Here is a 16934-nt window from a genome sequence, read left to right as displayed (position 1 = left end):
AGACAGACCGAACCCGGGGCGGCACGCCGCCCCGCCGCAACAGACAGAACGAAAGAACCGAACAGGAATACCGCCATGCAATGGGAAGTGGTGATCGGCCTCGAAACACACGCGCAGCTTTCGACGGCCTCCAAGATTTTTTCCGGTACCTCCACCGCCTTCGGGGCCGAGGCCAATACGCAGGCCTCGCCGGTGGACCTGGCGCTGCCGGGCGTGCTGCCGGTGCTCAACAAGGGCGCAGTCGAGCGCGCCATCCAGTTCGGCCTGGCGATCGGCGCCACCATCGCTGCGCGCAGCATCTTCGCGCGCAAGAATTACTTCTACCCCGACCTGCCCAAGGGCTACCAGATCAGCCAGTATGAGATCCCCGTGGTCCAGGGCGGCACCATCACCATCCAGGTCGAAGGCAAGAAGGGCGAGGTCTACGAGAAGACCGTCAATCTCACGCGCGCGCACCTGGAAGAAGACGCGGGCAAGTCGCTGCACGAGGACTTTGCCGGCATGACCGGCATCGACTTGAATCGCGCCGGCACGCCGCTGCTCGAGATCGTCACCGAGCCCGACATGCGCAGCGCCGCCGAAGCGGTGGCCTATGCCAAGGCGCTGCACTCGCTGGTGGTGTGGCTGGGCATCTGCGACGGCAACATGCAGGAAGGCAGCTTCCGCTGCGACGCCAACGTGTCGGTGCGCCCGGTCGGACAGAAGGAATTCGGCACGCGCCGCGAGATCAAGAACCTGAACTCGTTCCGCTTCCTGCAGCAGGCCATCGAATACGAAGTGCAGTGGCAGATCGCCGAGATCGAGGACGGCCGCAAGATCCAGCAGGCCACCGTGCTGTTCGATCCGGACACCGGCGAGACCCGCGCGATGCGCACCAAGGAAGACGCGCACGATTACCGCTACTTCCCCGACCCGGACCTGATGCCGCTGGAGATCGAGCCGGCCTGGATCGAGCGCGTGCGCAATGCGCTGCCCGAGCTGCCGGCCGCGATGCAGGCGCGCTTCGTGTCGCAATACGGCCTGTCGGCGTACGACGCGACCACGCTGACCGCGACCAAGGCATTCGCTGCCTACTACGAGGCCGTGGTCACCGATGCCGGCGCCGCCAACGCCAAACCCGCCGCCAACTGGCTGATGGGCGACGTGTCGTCGCAGCTGAACCGCGAAGGCATCGCCATCGACGACGCACCGGTCAAGCCGGCGCAGCTGGCCAGGCTGCTGGCGCGCATCGCCGACGGCACGGTGTCGAACAACACCGCCAAGAAGGACGTGTTCCCGGCCATGTGGGCGGGCGAGCATGACGGCGATGCCGATGCCATCATCGCCGCCAAGGGCCTGAAGCAGATGTCGGACAGCGGCGAGCTGGAAAAGATCATCGACGACGTGCTGGCCGCCAATGCCAAGTCGGTGGAGGAATTCCGCTCGGGCAAGGAAAAGGCGTTCAACGCGCTGGTCGGCCAGGCGATGAAGGCGACCAAGGGCAAGGCCAATCCTGCGCAGGTCAACGAGCTGCTGCGCAAGAAGCTGGGCTGAGGCCCGAGGCTTTCGAGCACTCTCGGTTTGCTCCCTCTCCCGCTTGCGGGAGAGGGGCCGGGGGTGAGGGCCGGAGGGCCAAAGGCTGACGCCCGCGGGTTAAAACCGCAGGCCCCGCTTGTTGTGGTACCTAGCTAGCCCAACGCTCTCCCTATGAGGGGAAAGGGAGAACAACTTGCCTGGGCTAGCTCGGGCGGCTCTGGGGCACCCAAAACCGCCCTCCTCTTTATGGTGATTGGCAGTTCTTGCCTACATCCCCGCCCTTCCCTTCACCGTCTCCTCCAGCAGCGACCTCAGCTTCGCCAGCGCTCCGGGGTCTCCGCGTGCCGCGGAGCGCGCGTACCAGATCTTCGCCTGCTCGATATCCCGGTCGACCACGCCCGGCTCGCCGTGCTCATAGAAGCTGCCGACGATGTACTGCGCGCCACCATCGCCGGCACTCGCCGCACGGCGGTACCACGCAAACGCCTGCGCATAGTCGCGCGGCACGCCACGCCCGGTGAAGTAATTCGTCGCCAGCTCCATCTGCGCCTGCACGTGGCCGCCTTGCGCCGCGCGCTCATACCAGCGGTTCGCCTCTTCCAGCGATTTCGGCACCAGATCGCCGCGCTCGTAAAGATCACCCCAGGTGTATTGCGCATGGGTCATGCCGTTGTCGGCCGCCTTGCGCAGCCACACCAAGGCCTCTTGCGGCCGCGCGGCTGTGCCCTCGCCGCGCAGCAGCATCATCGCGTAATTGAATTGCGCGAGGCGGTTGCCCTGGTGCGCGGCGCTGGAGAAACCCTGCAAGGCCTGGTCGAAGCGGCCCGACTCGTAGGCGGCAACAGCGTCGCGTGTCTGCGCCTGCGCGGGAGCGGGCGGCTGGGGTGCGGCGGCAGCGGGCGGCAGGCACAGCCATGCGCAGAGGATGCCGGCCAGCACGGCGGCATGCGGGAAACGGGCTTTCGACATGGCGGACTCCGGGCGCGGCGCCTTCTTCGTTCCAGTGTAGGAGTCAGCGAGGGTGCCCGGTAGGCGGCAAACTATCGGCTCGAATAATCAAAAGCCAACAAAATTTTGATCAATCATTAGTCGCATCGATAAATCCACGGAAGATCATATCCATCCTGCGCGGTGCAGCCGCCGCCACAACAGTCCGCATGCCACCGCCGTCACGCCTATCACCGCCGGATAGGCGTAGTGGAATTGCAGCTCCGGCATGAAATCGAAGTTCATTCCGTACAAGCTGAACACCACCGTCGGGATCGCCAGGATCGCGCCCCAGCCGGCAAGCCGCTTGACCACCTCGTTCTGGCCCACCGTCACCAGCGCGAGGTTGACCTGCACCGCGGTGGTCAGCATTTCGCGGATCACGTCGAGCGTGCGCACCAGCCGGCTGGCGTGGTCCTCGATGTCGCGGAAGTAGGCGCGCAGTTCCTTCGGCACCAGTTCCTCGTGCAGCCGGATCAGCTGGCTGCACATGTCCTCCACCGGGCTGACCGCATTGCGCAGGCGCAGCACCTGGCGCTTGACCCGGTACAGGTTCTCGATCGCCTCGCGGTCGAACTCGTCGCGGAAGATGCCCTGCTCCAGGTCCTCCAGCGTGTCTTCCAGACGCGTGACGATCGGCATGTAGTGGTCGACGATGAAATCCATCAGCGCGTACAGCACATAACCCGGTCCGTTGGACAGGCCTCGCGGATCGCTTTCGCAGCGCTCGCGCACCGGGGTGTAGGCGCTGCTTGCGCCGTGGCGCACCGAGACCACGTAGTTGGGACCGACGAACAGGTGCGTCTCGCCGACCACCACTTCATCTTCGGCCAGTTGTGCCGTGTTGAGCACGACGAAGACCGAATCGCCGTAGGCCTCGAGCTTGGGCCGCTGGTGCGCATCGAGCGCGTCTTCCACCGCGAGGTCATGCAGGCCGAAGGCGAGCTGCACCTGGCGCAGCAGGGTCAGGTCTGGCTCATGCAGCCCGAGCCAGACAAAGGTGCCGGGCACGCCCAGCACCGCGGGGATCTCTTCCATGCCGACCGTGCCGAGCCGCTTGCCCTGCCGGTAGGCCACGCAATTGACGATGGCGCCCATGGAACCTCCTCTGCCAGATGGCGCAATCGTAACAAGGCTTTGCAAATTGCTACGGCGGTGCATGCCAGCGCTGCGTGCCACCCGTCACTCGGCGTCATCATCGCGAGCCGCGTGACGCACAACATCTTCGCAGATGGAACGCGCAGGGCACCTGATGCGGCTCGATCTCACGGAACGCGCCAATTGTTACAGTTACTGAGTAAGAGAACGTTAGAATGTGGCATTTCCACGGTCACCCGGCTATGTCCCAGAAGAAATCGCCACGTTTCGAGCTGCGCAGTGGCAACGTCGACGCCCTCCTTCTCGCCCTCCAGACCGCCGATATGGCAGCGCTGCGGGATGACCTCCTCTCCCGGTTCGAAGCCACTCCCGATTTCTTCTCCAACGACGTGATCGCACTGGACCTGCGCGCGCTCGAGGACGATCGCGAAGTCGCGCTCGGCACGGTGATCGAGACCCTTGCCACGCTCAAGGCACGCGCCATCGGCGTGGTGGCCCGCGCGGGCCAGCGCGAATGGGCCGAGCGCTTCGGCCTGCCGCTGCTCGACAGCCAGAGCCGCCGCGGCAGTGGGGCCGATCGTGGCGCCGAGGCCAGGGCCGCCGCCGAGGCGGAGCAGGCAGCCGCACAAGCCGCGGAACAAGCCGCCGCGCAAGCCGCTGCCGAGCAGGCCGCGCGCGAGGACGCCATCCGCGCCGCGGCGCAGGCCGCCACCGACGCCGCGGTCGCCGCCGCGGTGCGCCAGCACCAGACCCTGCTGATCGACAAGCCGCTGCGCTCGGGCCAGCAGGTCTACGCGCACGGCGACGTGGTGATCCTCGACGTGGTCAGCTATGGCGCCGAGGTCATCGCCGAAGGCAATATCCACATCTATGCCCCGCTGCGCGGCCGCGCGCTGGCGGGCGTCAAGGGCAACACCGGCGCGCGCATCTTCAGCACGTGCATGGAGCCCGAACTCATTTCCATCGCCGGCATCTACCGCACCGCGGAGCAGACGCTCCCGGCCGATGTGCTCGGCAAGACGGCCCAGGTGCGCCTGGCCGAAGAAAAACTGATCCTCGAGGCGCTGCGGCTCAAGTAACCGCACCGGCATCGGGGACCCCAATCAAGCAGCGCAAGCTTCAACCTAATTACTGGACCAAAGAGCCATGGCAAAAATCATCGTTGTGACCTCCGGCAAGGGAGGCGTCGGCAAGACCACCACCAGCGCCAGCTTTGCCGCCGGCCTGGCCCTGCGCGGCCACAAGACTGCCGTGATCGACTTCGACGTCGGCCTGCGCAACCTCGACCTGATCATGGGTTGCGAGCGCCGCGTGGTGTACGACCTGATCAACGTGGTGCAGGGCGAAGCCAACCTGCGTCAGGCGCTGATCAAGGACAAGAAGTGCGAGAACCTGTTCATCCTGCCGGCCTCGCAGACGCGCGACAAGGACGCGCTGACCAAGGAAGGCGTGGAGAAGGTCATCAACGGCCTGATCGAGATGGACTTCGAGTACATCGTTTGCGATTCGCCCGCGGGCATCGAGTCGGGTGCGCTGATGGCGATGTACTTTGCCGACGAGGCACTGATCGTCACCAACCCCGAAGTGTCGTCGGTGCGCGATTCGGACCGCATCCTCGGCATCTTGTCGTCCAAGACCAAGCGCGCCAGTGAGGGCGGCGACCCGATCAAGGAACACCTGCTGATCACCCGCTACAACCCCAAGCGCGTGCACGGCGGCGAGATGCTGTCGCTGACCGACATCCAGGAAATCCTGCGCATCAAGCTGATCGGCGTGGTGCCGGAATCGGAAGCCGTGCTGCACGCATCGAACCAGGGCACGCCCGCCATCCATCTGGAAGGCAGCGACGTGGCCGACGCCTATGGCGACGTGGTGGACCGCTTCCTCGGCAAGGACAAGCCGATGCGCTTCACCGACTACCAGAAGCCGGGGCTGTTCTCCCGCATCTTCGGCAACAAATAAACGGTCCGGAGGCACATCCCAATGTCGATCCTTTCCTTCCTGCTGGGGGAGAAGAAAAAGTCCGCGTCGGTCGCCAAGGAGCGGCTGCAGATCATCCTCGCCCACGAGCGCACCGGCCATTCCGCCCCCGCCGACTACCTGCCCGCGCTGCAGCGCGAGCTGGTGGCGGTGATTTCCAAGTACGTCAAGATCAGCGACCAGGACCTGCGCGTCAGCCTCGAGCGCCAGGACAACCTGGAAGTGCTCGAAGTCAAGATCGAGATCCCGCAAGGCTGATCGCGGCCGGCCCGCGACCGGTCGCGCCGGTCGCCCTAGCCCGCTCTCCATCTGTCCCGCTACAGGCCAGGGCGCAATGTCTGCGCCCTGGCCTGTCGTCTTTTGCGCTCCGCCGTAACGCGCCAGCCCAGTGACCAGGCCGCGTGGCGCCAGTTGCGCATCGCACCAAAGCTGGAATTTGTAGCGGCGCGACAACGGATTCGCACCAAAATCCTGCTTGAAAGCCGGGCCTGGCGGACATTTGTGTCCTTAGTGCTTACGTTTTGTTAAATTTTCGCCGGCGTTTACACGAAACGTAGACCTTCGTCCCTGCCGTGATCCGGCGGAGAACAGTACAAGACAGAAAAGGAGCACCATGAAGAAATCGGCCATCGTCCTCGCAGCCGGCAGCCTGTTGGCAGGTTCGGCATTCGCCCAGTCGTCCGTCACCCTGTACGGTATCGTTGACCAGAGCATTCGCTTCCAGACGAACTCGAGCGCCAACAACGACAACCTGTGGGAACTGACCAACGGCGCAGTGACCAACAGCCGCTGGGGCATCAAGGGCAGCGAAGCCCTGGGCAACAACCTGAAGGCGATCTTCCAGCTGGAAAACGGCTTCGATCCGGACACCGGCCGTGCCAACCAGGGTGGCCGCCTGTTCGGCCGTCAAGCCTATGTGGGCCTGTCGGGCGACTTCGGCACGATCAAGCTGGGCCGCCAGTACACCGAAGGCTTTAATTTCTTCGGCGACTACGATCCGCTGACCATCGGCAACTACACCAACAACGCCTGGCCGTTCTTCCTGACCAACTTCCGCAACGACAACGTCGTCAGCTACGGCGGCAAGTTCGGCGGCCTGGACGTTGGCGCCAGCTACGGCTTCGGCGAGCAGCCGGGCAGCATGAGCCAGAACCAGTACTGGGGCGCGCGCGCTGCTTACACCTACGGTCCGTTCGGCATCGGCGGCGTGTACCAGGAAGTCCGCAACACCACCGGCCAGAAGCAGCAGATGTGGGGCGCTGCCGGTAAGTACTCGATCGGCCCGGCAAAGATCTTCCTGGGCTACATCGGCGGCCAGGACCGCACTGGCTCGGTCGACGCTTCGCTGAACTTCACCGGTGGCGCGACGCAGAACCCGGTCCCGGCTGGCGGCAACTTCGCGGCTAACCCGCGCAAGGACACCATCGGCTACATCGGCATGACCTACCAGGCCACCCCGGCCCTGGCCCTGACCGGCGTGTTCTACGGCGACTACGTCGAGAACGTCAACGGCGTGAACGACAACAACGGCCGCCGCTACACCGGCGTGCTGCTGGCCGAGTACTCGCTGTCCAAGCGCACCCAGGTCTATGGCACCGTGGACTTCAACAAGGTCTCGGGCGGCACCATCACCGAAATGCCGGGCCGCAACAACCAGACCGGCGCTGCCGTCGGTATCCGCCACATCTTCTGATCGTCACCCGATCAGCAGTCCCTGGCGAAAGGCACCTTCGGGTGCCTTTTTTCATGGGCGCGCGCTGCCCTCATGCTGCAGCGCGCTCGATCCGTTCCAGCCGGTAGCCATGCGTGTAGACCGGCGTCAGCCGCAGCGCCTGCGACGCCTGCAGGCCGAGCTTGCTGCGCACGCGCGACACATGGGTATCGATGGTGCGCGACAGCGACGAGATCTCGCGCCCCCAGACCGCGGCGGTGATATGGTCGCGCGTGACAATGCGGCCTTCGTTGCGGAACAACAGCACGGCGAGGTCGAACTCCTTGGGCGTCAGGCAGACGGGATGCCCGTTGCACGTGGCCGTGCGCATGGCGCAGTCGAAGGCGTATTCGCCCAGCCGCAGCGGCGCGTGCGGCGATTGCACCGGGGGGTAGGCGCGCCGCAGCAGGCTTTCCACGCGGGCCGACAGTTCGGCGGGACGCACCGGCTTGACCATGTAGTCGTCGGCGCCGGCGGCGAGCGCGCTGATGATGTCCTGCTCGGCATCGCGCCCGCTGAGAAACATCACCGGCACGCGCCGGTCGAGATGCGTGCGCACCCATGCCAGCACCTCGCGCCCGGACAGGTCCGGCATCGACCAGTCGAGCAGCAACAGGTCGAAGCACGCGTTGCGCAGCGCCAGCAGCAGCTTGCGGCTTTCGGTGAAGGTCACGCATTCATGCCCGCCGCCGGCGATGATCCGGCGGATCATTGCCGCATCGGCGGGCGCGTCTTCTAGCGATGCAATCTTCTTTCCCATATGTGGTCTCCGGCGACGTTTGCCGGCCATGCAGCGCACCGTGGCTGCCGGCCGTAGCGGCTCATTTAAGACCGCGCGACCGGCGGGACGAATAGGAAAGACCTCAATTCGGGCTTTCAACAATCTTTTACTTCTTGCTTCAGCACCGTGCCCATAACATGGCTTCGCCGGGGTGCCGGGCAGCCGGTGCCGTGTGGCACAGCCATGTTTGCATCAGCGTTCCCGCATTCGCGCATTCCCGCATTCCTATTCCCTGCCCGCATTCTTTGCCGGCGGCACCGCCCCGGCAGGAGCCATGACCGTGAAGATTGCCTCGCTGCAGGCCGATCCGACCCTCGCCATCCGCATCGAACAGACCCTGCGCCTGAACGGCCACCAGTGCCGGCGCTACCTCAATGGCCGCACGCTGCTGGGCGCGCTGCACGCCGAGCCGTTCGACTTGCTCATCCTCGATTGCGAAACGCCGGGAATCCCGGCGCTGGACGTGCTGGCGTGGGTGCGGCGCTCGCTGGGCCATGACCTGCCGGTGATGCTGACCGGCGGCTCGAATGAAGTGGACTTTGTCGCGGCCTGCTTTGCGCAGGGCGCCGACAGCTACCTGCCGGGGCCGCTGCGGCTGGGCGAGCTGGCTGCGCGCGTGCAGGCGCTGCTGCGGCAAGCGCGGCTGTCCACGCAAGCCTGCGACGTGGCGCATGGCGCGTTCCGCTTCGCCCCCTCCGAGCGGCGTGCCTGGGTGCATGGCAGACCGGTGCCGCTGGCGCCGAAGGAGTTCGACCTGGCCGTGCTGCTGTTCCGGAATCTCGGCAGCGTGGTACCGCGCCAGACCATGGTCGACGAGGTGTGGCGCTACCACATCGAGCCGACCTCGCGCACGGTCGACAGCCATCTGTCGCGCGTACGCACCAAGCTGTCGCTGTGGCCGCACAACGGCGTGCGGCTGTCGTCGGTCTATGGGCTGGGGTGCCGGCTCGATACCGCCTGAGCCGGCCGTGGCCGGATCAGTCCGCCTTGATGCTCGCTTCCTTGACGATGCGTGCGTTCTCCGCGTACTCCTCGCGGATCGCCTTGCCGAATTGCGCCGCGGTGCCGCCGGTCGGCACCTCGCCGCCCTTGAGCAGGCGCTCGTGGACTTCCGGTTCGGCGAGTGCCTTGTTCAGCTCGGCATTCAGGCGGTCGATGATCGCCGTGGGAGTCTTGCCCGGCGCGAAGATGCCGAAGGTCGAAGTCAGGTTGGCCTTGGGGTAGCCCAGCTCCGCCAGCGTCGGCACCTGCGGCAGGCTTTCCAGGCGCCTGGGCGCGCCGACCGCCAGCGCGCGCAGGCGGCCGGCCTGCATATGCTGGGTCAGCGCCGGGCTGGCGTTGGTGCTCATCACCTCGAACTGGCCACCGAGCGCATCGTTCATCTGCTGGCCAGCGCCCTTGTACGGGATCAGCGTGATGTCGGCCTTCGACTTCTGCCTGATTTGTTCCAGCACTACATGGCCGACCGTACCCAGTCCCGAAGTCGCCCAGCGCACCGAGCCCGGCCTGGCAAGGGCGTGGCCGACCACGTCGGCGAAGCCCTTGCCGCTGAAGCCATTGGTGGCGATCACCAGCACCGGCGAGTACATCACGCTCATCACCGGTGCCACGTCCTTCTGCGGATCGTAGTTGACATGGCCGACATGCGGGTTCAGCGTCAGCGGGCTGGTCGAGGCGAAGCCGAGCGTATAGCCGTCCGGCGCCGCCTTGGCGACGGTGTCGATGCCAATGCTGCCGCCGGCGCCGGCCTTGTTCTCGACCACCACCGAGGTGCCCATCTGCGCCGACAGGCGCTCGCCGAGCGCGCGCGCCACGGTGTCGCTGATGCCGCCGGTGGGATAGGCGACGATCAGCCGGATCGGGCGGCTGGGGTAGTTGTCGGCGGCGGCTGCAGGCAGAGCGGCGGCCAGCAGGCCGGCGGCAACGGTGGCTGCCAGCAGGGTCGGGCGGAAGGGGAAGTCCATGGTGTCGGGAATACGGGGAGAGAGTCCGGGGCGCGCCTTCGCCGGGCAGAGCTGCCAGCCGGCGCGCGACAGCCGCAATCTTAGCCGATCGGTTGCGCGCTCAACAATGCTCAGCGCACCAGCGGGCGCTCCGGTACCCAGGAGACAAAGAGTTCGTTGGCGCGGTCATAGAGCCGCCAGACCGTGCCGCAGTCGCGGCAGGCAAAGGTCAGCATGCTGAACGGGACGCCCGCGGCGCTCTGGCTGACCAGCGGCGCGGTATTTCGCAGCGCCAGGCAAGCAGGCGGCTCACGCCGGCGTGGATCGGCGGCAAGCTCCAGGCAGCGTTCGCAGGCCGGCGTCGCGTTGGACGGCGTCGGGACAGGTTGGGAGGTGACCGGAGTCATCGGGGGCTGCGGGAGCATCGTGGGCACGGCGGACTTCATGCCCGCCATGATGCCGCAAAACGCCGGTTGGCAGCAGTCCGCCGCGGCCGCGGCGGTGCCCATGCACTCAGTTTGCCGCGCGCTGCCCCAGCCAGACACTCGCCAGCACCAGCAACGCCCCGACCGCCTGCACCGCGGTCAGCGCCTGCCCCAGCACCAGGAAGCCAAGCACGGTGGCGCTGACCGGGCTCAACAGGCCCAGCGCCGACACCGCCGACGACGGCATGCGCCCCACCCCGCGGAACCACAGCGCATAGGTCACGCCAGCGCCGACGATGCTCAGCCAGCCATAGCCCAGCCAGTTGGCCAGCGTGAAATGCCCGGGCAGCGGCTCCAGCGCCAGTGCGAACGGCAGCAGGAACAGGCCACCCGCGCACAGCTGCCACGCGGTCAGCACCAGCGGCGATTGCGGGGAGTGCGGCGGCTGCCAGCGCCGCGTCAGCACCGTGCCCACCGCCATCGATGCCGCACCCGCGGCCGCCGCGGCCACGCCGATGGCGTCGAGCCGCGCCGCCGGCCCCAGCACCAGCAGCGCCACCCCCAGCAACCCGCCCACGCCTGCCAGCCAGGCCGTGGTGCGGGGGCGCGCGCCCAGCCAGGCCCAGGCCAGCACCACCACGATCAGCGGCTGAATCGCGCCAACGGTGGCGGCCACGCCGCCGGGCAAGCGGTACGCGGCGATAAACAGCATCGCCTGGAAGAAGCCGATATTGAGCACGCCCAGCACCGCCGCCCGCCACCACCAACTGCCCGCAGGCAAGGTGCGGCCCCAGGCCAGCATCAGCAGCCCGGCCGGCAGCGCGCGGATCACGCCGGACAGCAGCGGCTGGCCCGGCGGCAGCCACTGGCTGGTGACGAGGTAGGTGCTGCCCCAGATCGCTGGCGCCAGGCCGGTGAGCAGGATGTCCCGCAGCGGCAGCCCGCCGGATGCGGGATACGCCGGAGCCGCAGAAGTTACGCCGGCAGAAGCGGTGGTAGAACCATTCGTCTTCATTTCAAGTTTCTTGATATCAAGATAAATCCACTTTACGAAGCAGATCGTTTGATGTCAAGATACTTCCGTCCCTGCCTGAATATGCCGATGCCAGCCCGCCGCAAACCCCAGCCACCCATCCCCGACGACTTGCCAGACCATGTCGACACCATCCTCGCCCAATGGGCGCGCGAACGCCCTGACCTGGATGCCTCGCCGATGGGCCTGATTGGCCGCGTGGGCCGGCTCAACCGGCATACCGGCAAGTCGATCGAGTCCGCGCTGGCGGAAACGGCGCTGCAGCCGTGGGAATTCGATGTCCTGGCGACGCTGCGGCGCTCCGGCCCGCCGTTTGCGCTGTCGCCGGGCGCGCTGATCGGCTCGCTGATGATCACGTCCGGCACCATGACCAACCGGCTCGATCACCTGGAGCGCGCGGGCCTGGTGCGCCGCCGCCCCAACCCGGACGACCGGCGCGGCCTGCTGGTGGAACTGACCGACGCCGGGCGCGAGCGCATCGATCATGCGGTGGCAGTACACGTCGAGAACGAGCACCGCCTGGTGGAGGCACTCAACACCACGGAACGAGCCCAGCTGGCCACATTGCTGCGGCGCTGGCTGCGCCAGTTCGAACCGCCGCCTGGCGACGGCGAGACCAGCGACGCCTGAGTTCTGGCTGCCCCGGAGCCCCCGGGAAGCCAGCCGTGTCAGGCGTGAGCGCGCTCGCGCAGGTCCGGCAGGAACACCGTCAGCAGCCCCAGCAGCGGCAGGTAGGCACAGTACTCATACACCGCGCGGATGCCATGCGTATCCGCCATCCCGCCCAGCACCGCGGCGCCAATGCCGCCCATGCCGAAGGCAAAGCCGAAGAACAGCCCCGACACCATGCCGACCTTGCCGGGGATCAGTTCCTGCGCGAACACCAGGATCGCCGAGAACGCCGAGGCCAGGATAAAGCCGATGATGAAGGTCAGCACCGTGGTCCAGGCCAGGCCCACGTGCGGCAGCAGCAGCGTGAACGGCGCCACGCCAAGGATCGATGCCCAGATCACGCGCTTGCGCCCGATGCGGTCGCCGATCGGACCGCCGAGGATGGTGCCCGCCGCCACCGCGAACAGGAACAGGAACAGGTGCAGCTGGGCGTTCTGCTGCGCCAGCCCGAAGCGCTCCATCAGGTAGAAGGTGTAGTACGAGGTCAGGCTGGCCATGTAGAAGTACTTGGAGAACACCAGCACCATCAGCACCAGCAACGCCCGCATCACCACGCGCGTCGGCACCGGGCTGGCCGCGGCGCCAGCGGCCTTGCGCTTGCGCGCGCCCTGCGCCAGCTGGCGCGCATACCAGCCGCCGATGCGCCACAGCACCACGATGCCCACCAGCGCCGCCAGCGAGAACCACGCCAGGCTGGCCTGCTGGTGCACGATCAGCGCCGCCAGCAGCGGCCCCATGGCACTCCCGCCGTTGCCGCCGACCTGGAAGATCGATTGCGCCAGCCCGTGCCGGCCTCCCGACGCCATGCGCGCGACGCGCGACGACTCGGGATGGAAGATCGACGAGCCGGTGCCGACCAGCGCCGCCGCCACCAGCAGCACGCCGTAGGTCGGCGCCACCGACAGCAGCAGCAGGCCGCCGAGCGTGAAGGCCATCGCCACCGCCAGCGAATGCGGCCTGGGATGCTTGTCGGTGTACAGGCCGACCACCGGCTGCAGCAGCGAGGCGGTGACCTGGTACGTCATGGTCAGCAGCCCGATCTGCGTGAAGCTCAGGTTAAAGCCACCCTTGAGCATCGGGTAGATCGCCAGGATCAACGACTGGATCATGTCGTTGAGGAAGTGGGCGAAGCTGATCGCCGACAGCACGCGGAAGCCGGTGCGTTCGGCCTGCGCCGGCGTGGTGGACGTGCTGGAAGCGGAGGCGCCGGACGGCGCGGAGTCGATGGTTGTGCTCATTGGCGGCTCTCGACAAACGGAAAGCGGCCAGCGGGGGCGCTGGCCAGACAGGACTGCGAGCCTGGATGCTAGCTGGCGCGCACGCGCCTGTCCTGCGAGAATGGGTCCGCAACCTTGGAGAAAAGGACATGCCGCGCGCCCCTCGTGCCCCCGACGACACCGCCCCGTCCGGTTCCACGGCCCGGCGGCGTGTCCGCGGTCTGCCGCTGCCCTCCGCCGCCACGCCGGGGGACACCTACAGCGATCCCCCGCGCTACGTCCGCTACGACCGCAGCCCGATGCCGGTCGCCGCGATGGCCGCGGACTACCTGCCCGGCGAAATGACCAGGCGGCACCAGCACCCGCATGCGCAGCTGATCCACGCAGTGCACGGCGTCATGGTGGTGGCCACCGACGAAGGCCAGTGGATCGTGCCGCCCACGCGCGGCATGTGGATGCCGGGCGGCACCATGCACTGGATCCGCATGGTCGGCCACGTGCAGATGCGCACCGCTTATATCCGACCGGATGCCGCGCCGGGCCTGCCGCAGCGCTGCACCGTGCTCGGCATCTCGCCACTGCTACGCGAGCTGATCCTGGCCGCGATTGATATCCCCCTGCCCTATGAACCGGATACGCGCGATGCGCGTTTGATGCGGCTGCTGCTCGATGAAGTCCTGCTGGTGCCATCGCTGCCGCTGCACCTGCCGCGCCCGATGGACGCGGGCCTGCGCCAGATCTGCGACGCGATCGTGCAAACACCGGACACCGCGCTGACACTGGCGGACTGGGGCGAAAAACTGGGTGTGGATCCCAAGACCATCCAGCGCCGCTTTGCGCGCGAGACTGGCATGACCTTCGGGCAATGGCGCCAGCAGGCGCGACTGCTGGCGGCGCTGGAAAAGCTGGCCGCGGGCAGCAAGGTGGTCGACGTGGCGCTGGACCTGGGCTACGACAGCCCCAGCGCGTTCGCGACGATGTTCAGGCGGCAATTCGGCGTGCCGCCGAGCGCGTTCTTCCGGTAGGAAACCGACCACTGGCGGCCGTCGTGAGGGCTCCCCTCTCCCGCGAAGTGGGAGAGGGATGGGGGTGAGGGCCGGAGCCTCCACGAACTGGGTCTCATCGTGCTTGCCATACGCACGCCCTCACCCCCGGCCCCTCTCCCGCGCGCGGGAGAGGGGGGAAAACCTTCTCCGCTCAACGCCCCAGATACCGCTCCACCAGCCGCGTCCAGTACGCCGCCCCCACTGTCAGGTTCTCGTCGTTGAAGTCGTAGCCCGCGTTGTGCAGCAGCGGCTGGTTGGCACCATTGCCCAGCCGCACGAAGCAGCCCGGACGCTGCTGCAGGTAATACGCAAAGTCCTCGCTGCCCGTGATGCGCGCGGCCTGCGACACCACCTTGTCGGCGCCGACCAGTTCCTCCGCCACCTGGCGCGCAAACTCGGTCTCGCGCTCGCTGTTCACCAGCACCGGATAACCGCGCACGTAGTCGACCTCCGCCACCGCGCCATAGCCCTCGGCCTGCGAAATCGCCAGCTGGCGGATGCGGTTTTCCAGCGAAGCGCGCACATCGGGGCTGAACGAACGCACGCTGATCTCCATGCGCGCGCTGTCCGGGATCACATTGGGTGCGTGGCCGGCGTGCAGCGTGCCGATGCTCACCACCGCAGCCTCGTTCGGGTCCACGAAGCGCGACACCACCGATTGCAGCGCCATCACCAGGCTGCCGGCCACCAGGATCGGATCGACCGACTGGTGCGGACGCGCCGCATGACCGCCCTTGCCTCGGATGGTGATGGTGACGGTGTCGCACGCCGCCATGAACGGGCCCGAGCGGAACAGGAAGGTGCCCTGCTCCACGCCCGGATGGTTGTGCAGGCCGAAGATCGCGTCGCACGGGAAGCGCTCGAACAGCCCGTCGGCCAGCATGCGCTCGGCGCCACCGCCCGCGCCGATTTCCTCGGCCGGCTGGAAGATCAGGTGGACAGTGCCGTCGAAGTTGCGCGTACGCGCCAGCTGCCGGGCCGCGCCGAGCAGGATCGCGGTGTGGCCATCGTGGCCGCAGGCATGCATGCGGCCGGCATTGGCGCTGGCGTAAGGCAGGCCTGTGCGCTCGTGGATCGGCAGCGCGTCCATGTCGGCGCGGATGCCGATACTGCGCGTGCCCTCGCCACATTGCAGCGTCCCGACCACGCCGGTCCCGCCCACGCCACGCGTGACCGTGAAGCCCCACGCTTCCAGCAGGCTGGCAACCAGGCCGGAAGTACGGACCTCGTCAAAAGCTAGTTCGGGATTCTGGTGAATGTTGCGCCGGATCGCTTCAAGTTCGGCGCGGCTGTCCAGGGTGTCGGCCAGCCCGCAGTAGCGGCGCTTGAGTGTGGTACCGAGGTAGGACTCGATCTCGGGGGCGTGCTCTGACATGACGTTTGCTCTCTGGCGAAACTGTATAACCAGTATTTCACGCAGAAAACGCAAGCGAAATGCCAAGTGTGTGATTTCGTGTAAATCGATGCGATCCGGTCGTTTTCGGCACCGGAACCGTTGCGCGCACGGCACGCTTTGTATGGAAACCCAACGCTTTGTGTGAAAGCGTTTCGACGGGGAACCATTGAAACGGGCGCTTTTTACCTGGGTTGAAGCATTGCGCAACGCACGGCGGCGTCACGGCGTCACCTTGTCGAGTGACGCCGCCCCCTGTCCGGATTGCGCCGGGAGTTTTGATCAGCGCTCGCCGTAGGCGACCACGCGCTGGCTCTGCACGCCGAGCCCTTCCACGCCCAGGCGCATGGTGTCGCCCGCCTTCAGGAAGCGCGGCGGCTTGAAGCCCATGCCCACGCCCGGCGGCGTGCCGGTCGCGATCAGGTCGCCTGGCAGCAGTGTCATGAAGCGGCTGACATAGCTGACCACGGTCGCCACGTCGAAGACCATGGTCGCGGTGCTGCCGCGCTGCACGCGCTCGCCGTTGACCTCCAGCCACAGGCCCAGCGCCTGCGGGTCCGCCACTTCATCGCGCGTCACCAGCCACGGGCCGGCCGGGCAGAAGGTGTCGCAGCCCTTGCCCTTGTCCCAGGTACCGCCGCGCTCGATCTGGAACTCGCGCTCGGACACGTCGTTGACCACGCAGTAGCCGGCCACGTGGTTCAGTGCCTCTTCGCGCGAGACATTGCGCGCGACCGTGCCGATGACCACGCCAAGCTCCACCTCCCAGTCAGTCTTCTCCGAGCCGAACGGCAGCATCACGTCATCGTCCGGCCCGTTCAGCGAGCTGTTGGCCTTCAGGAACACGATCGGCTCGGCCGGCAGCGGCATGCCGGCCTCGGCGGCGTGATCGGCATAGTTCAGGCCAATCGCCACGATCTTGCCGATACCCGTCCAGGGCACCCCGAAACGCGCGCCTTCGATGACAGGCAGCGCCGCCACGTCCACCTGCGCCAAGCGCGCAAGCGCCGCGGGCGCCAGCTCGCCCGGGCCGATCTCGCCCACCACGCCGCTCAGGTCGCGCACGCGGCCCTCCGCATCGATCACGCCAGGGCGCTCGGCGCCGGGATTGCCTACTCGAACCAGTTTCATTT

17 protein-coding genes are annotated in these 16934 nt (G+C 67.0%); 8 read left to right on the top strand and 9 right to left on the bottom strand.

Annotation, left to right across the window (positions count from 1 at the left end):
- Positions 1-75: 75 nt before the first annotated feature.
- Entirely contained in the window at positions 76-1533 is a 1458-nt protein-coding gene (gatB, locus tag J8I82_RS19145) for an Asp-tRNA(Asn)/Glu-tRNA(Gln) amidotransferase subunit GatB (protein ID WP_209760275.1), read from the top strand.
- 249 nt (positions 1534-1782) lie between these two features.
- Here gatB and J8I82_RS19140 read toward each other — a convergent pair whose 3' ends face one another.
- Together J8I82_RS19140 and J8I82_RS19135 are read right to left on the bottom strand one after the other, a co-directional pair.
- Complete coding sequence (locus J8I82_RS19140) at positions 1783-2484, bottom strand: tetratricopeptide repeat protein (RefSeq protein ID WP_209760273.1); 702 nt, start codon at positions 2482-2484, stop codon at positions 1783-1785.
- Between the two features lie 144 nt (positions 2485-2628).
- Positions 2629-3600, bottom strand: a complete 972-nt coding sequence (locus J8I82_RS19135) for a magnesium and cobalt transport protein CorA (RefSeq protein ID WP_209760270.1) — start codon at positions 3598-3600, stop codon at positions 2629-2631.
- A 242-nt stretch (positions 3601-3842) separates the two neighbouring features.
- Here J8I82_RS19135 and minC point away from each other — a divergent pair, with 242 nt between their 5' ends.
- The 4 genes from minC to J8I82_RS19115 all read left to right on the top strand — a co-directional run bounded on the left by minC (position 3843) and on the right by J8I82_RS19115 (position 7273).
- Positions 3843-4679: a septum site-determining protein MinC gene (gene minC, locus J8I82_RS19130; protein WP_209760268.1), complete on the top strand. Its 837-nt coding sequence runs from the start codon at positions 3843-3845 to the stop codon at positions 4677-4679.
- 67 nt (positions 4680-4746) lie between these two features.
- The gene (gene minD, locus J8I82_RS19125; RefSeq protein ID WP_029047801.1) at positions 4747-5562 is read left to right on the top strand and encodes a septum site-determining protein MinD; all 816 of its coding nucleotides are present in this window, start codon (positions 4747-4749) and stop codon (positions 5560-5562) included.
- A 21-nt stretch (positions 5563-5583) separates the two neighbouring features.
- Positions 5584-5838, top strand: a complete 255-nt coding sequence (minE, locus tag J8I82_RS19120; RefSeq protein WP_006164360.1) for a cell division topological specificity factor MinE — start codon at positions 5584-5586, stop codon at positions 5836-5838.
- A gap of 355 nt (positions 5839-6193) precedes the next feature.
- Positions 6194-7273: a porin gene (locus J8I82_RS19115; RefSeq protein WP_209760267.1), complete on the top strand. Its 1080-nt coding sequence runs from the start codon at positions 6194-6196 to the stop codon at positions 7271-7273.
- A 70-nt stretch (positions 7274-7343) separates the two neighbouring features.
- On the opposite strand, the gene J8I82_RS19110 is transcribed toward J8I82_RS19115, so the two are convergent.
- Entirely contained in the window at positions 7344-8051 is a 708-nt protein-coding gene (locus J8I82_RS19110; protein ID WP_209760265.1) for a response regulator transcription factor, read from the bottom strand.
- Between the two features lie 301 nt (positions 8052-8352).
- On the opposite strand from J8I82_RS19110, the gene J8I82_RS19105 reads away from it, so the two are divergent.
- Positions 8353-9033, top strand: coding sequence for a response regulator transcription factor (locus tag J8I82_RS19105; RefSeq protein ID WP_209760402.1), 681 nt, complete (start codon positions 8353-8355; stop codon positions 9031-9033).
- Positions 9034-9049: 16 nt separating this feature from the next.
- Here the strand turns inward: J8I82_RS19105 and J8I82_RS19100 are convergent, their stop codons facing one another.
- From J8I82_RS19100 to J8I82_RS19090, 3 genes are all read right to left on the bottom strand, one after another.
- Positions 9050-10036, bottom strand: a complete 987-nt coding sequence (locus J8I82_RS19100; protein WP_209760263.1) for a Bug family tripartite tricarboxylate transporter substrate binding protein — start codon at positions 10034-10036, stop codon at positions 9050-9052.
- Between the two features lie 110 nt (positions 10037-10146).
- Positions 10147-10422, bottom strand: a complete 276-nt coding sequence (locus tag J8I82_RS19095) for a hypothetical protein (RefSeq protein WP_245179889.1) — start codon at positions 10420-10422, stop codon at positions 10147-10149.
- Positions 10423-10528: 106 nt separating this feature from the next.
- Positions 10529-11455, bottom strand: coding sequence for an EamA family transporter (locus J8I82_RS19090; protein ID WP_245179888.1), 927 nt, complete (start codon positions 11453-11455; stop codon positions 10529-10531).
- 87 nt (positions 11456-11542) lie between these two features.
- Here J8I82_RS19090 and J8I82_RS19085 point away from each other — a divergent pair, with 87 nt between their 5' ends.
- Positions 11543-12103 carry a MarR family winged helix-turn-helix transcriptional regulator gene (locus J8I82_RS19085; RefSeq protein ID WP_280907599.1) on the top strand — a complete coding sequence of 187 codons (561 nt, stop codon included), beginning with the start codon at positions 11543-11545 and terminating at the stop codon, positions 12101-12103.
- 38 nt (positions 12104-12141) lie between these two features.
- Here the strand turns inward: J8I82_RS19085 and J8I82_RS19080 are convergent, their stop codons facing one another.
- Positions 12142-13383, bottom strand: coding sequence for an MFS transporter (locus J8I82_RS19080; protein WP_209760261.1), 1242 nt, complete (start codon positions 13381-13383; stop codon positions 12142-12144).
- A gap of 128 nt (positions 13384-13511) precedes the next feature.
- Here J8I82_RS19080 and J8I82_RS19075 point away from each other — a divergent pair, with 128 nt between their 5' ends.
- A complete protein-coding gene (locus J8I82_RS19075; protein ID WP_209760259.1) occupies positions 13512-14387 on the top strand; it encodes an AraC family transcriptional regulator in 876 nt (291 codons plus the stop codon).
- 172 nt (positions 14388-14559) lie between these two features.
- On the opposite strand, the gene J8I82_RS19070 is transcribed toward J8I82_RS19075, so the two are convergent.
- Together J8I82_RS19070 and J8I82_RS19065 are read right to left on the bottom strand one after the other, a co-directional pair.
- Positions 14560-15783: a M20 aminoacylase family protein gene (locus tag J8I82_RS19070; RefSeq protein ID WP_209760256.1), complete on the bottom strand. Its 1224-nt coding sequence runs from the start codon at positions 15781-15783 to the stop codon at positions 14560-14562.
- Positions 15784-16083: 300 nt separating this feature from the next.
- On the bottom strand, positions 16084-16932 hold the full coding sequence (locus J8I82_RS19065) for a fumarylacetoacetate hydrolase family protein (protein WP_209760254.1): 849 nt from the start codon (positions 16930-16932) through the stop codon (positions 16084-16086).
- Positions 16933-16934 lie beyond the last annotated feature (2 nt).

The sequence above is a fragment of the Cupriavidus consociatus genome, from assembly GCF_017814975.1.
Taxonomy (GTDB): Bacteria; Pseudomonadota; Gammaproteobacteria; order Burkholderiales; family Burkholderiaceae; genus Cupriavidus; species Cupriavidus consociatus.
Note: the sequence above shows the minus strand (reverse complement) of the source record. Positions and strands in the feature narration are given on the sequence as shown.

Bases quoted from the DNA above. Each gene is read 5' to 3' on its own strand.
- gatB (WP_209760275.1), top strand. From the start codon at position 76: ATGCAATGGGAAGTGGTGATCGGCCTCGAAACACACGCGCAGCTTTCG.
- J8I82_RS19140 (WP_209760273.1), bottom strand. From the start codon at position 2,484: ATGTCGAAAGCCCGTTTCCCGCATGCCGCCGTGCTGGCCGGCATCCTC.
- J8I82_RS19135 (WP_209760270.1), bottom strand. From the start codon at position 3,600: ATGGGCGCCATCGTCAATTGCGTGGCCTACCGGCAGGGCAAGCGGCTC.
- minC (WP_209760268.1), top strand. From the start codon at position 3,843: ATGTCCCAGAAGAAATCGCCACGTTTCGAGCTGCGCAGTGGCAACGTC.
- minD (WP_029047801.1), top strand. From the start codon at position 4,747: ATGGCAAAAATCATCGTTGTGACCTCCGGCAAGGGAGGCGTCGGCAAG.
- minE (WP_006164360.1), top strand. From the start codon at position 5,584: ATGTCGATCCTTTCCTTCCTGCTGGGGGAGAAGAAAAAGTCCGCGTCG.
- J8I82_RS19115 (WP_209760267.1), top strand. From the start codon at position 6,194: ATGAAGAAATCGGCCATCGTCCTCGCAGCCGGCAGCCTGTTGGCAGGT.
- J8I82_RS19110 (WP_209760265.1), bottom strand. From the start codon at position 8,051: ATGGGAAAGAAGATTGCATCGCTAGAAGACGCGCCCGCCGATGCGGCA.
- J8I82_RS19100 (WP_209760263.1), bottom strand. From the start codon at position 10,036: ATGGACTTCCCCTTCCGCCCGACCCTGCTGGCAGCCACCGTTGCCGCC.
- J8I82_RS19095 (WP_245179889.1), bottom strand. From the start codon at position 10,422: ATGACTCCGGTCACCTCCCAACCTGTCCCGACGCCGTCCAACGCGACG.
- J8I82_RS19090 (WP_245179888.1), bottom strand. From the start codon at position 11,455: ATGAAGACGAATGGTTCTACCACCGCTTCTGCCGGCGTAACTTCTGCG.
- J8I82_RS19085 (WP_280907599.1), top strand. From the start codon at position 11,543: ATGCCAGCCCGCCGCAAACCCCAGCCACCCATCCCCGACGACTTGCCA.
- J8I82_RS19080 (WP_209760261.1), bottom strand. From the start codon at position 13,383: ATGAGCACAACCATCGACTCCGCGCCGTCCGGCGCCTCCGCTTCCAGC.
- J8I82_RS19075 (WP_209760259.1), top strand. From the start codon at position 13,512: ATGCCGCGCGCCCCTCGTGCCCCCGACGACACCGCCCCGTCCGGTTCC.
- J8I82_RS19070 (WP_209760256.1), bottom strand. From the start codon at position 15,783: ATGTCAGAGCACGCCCCCGAGATCGAGTCCTACCTCGGTACCACACTC.
- J8I82_RS19065 (WP_209760254.1), bottom strand. From the start codon at position 16,932: ATGAAACTGGTTCGAGTAGGCAATCCCGGCGCCGAGCGCCCTGGCGTG.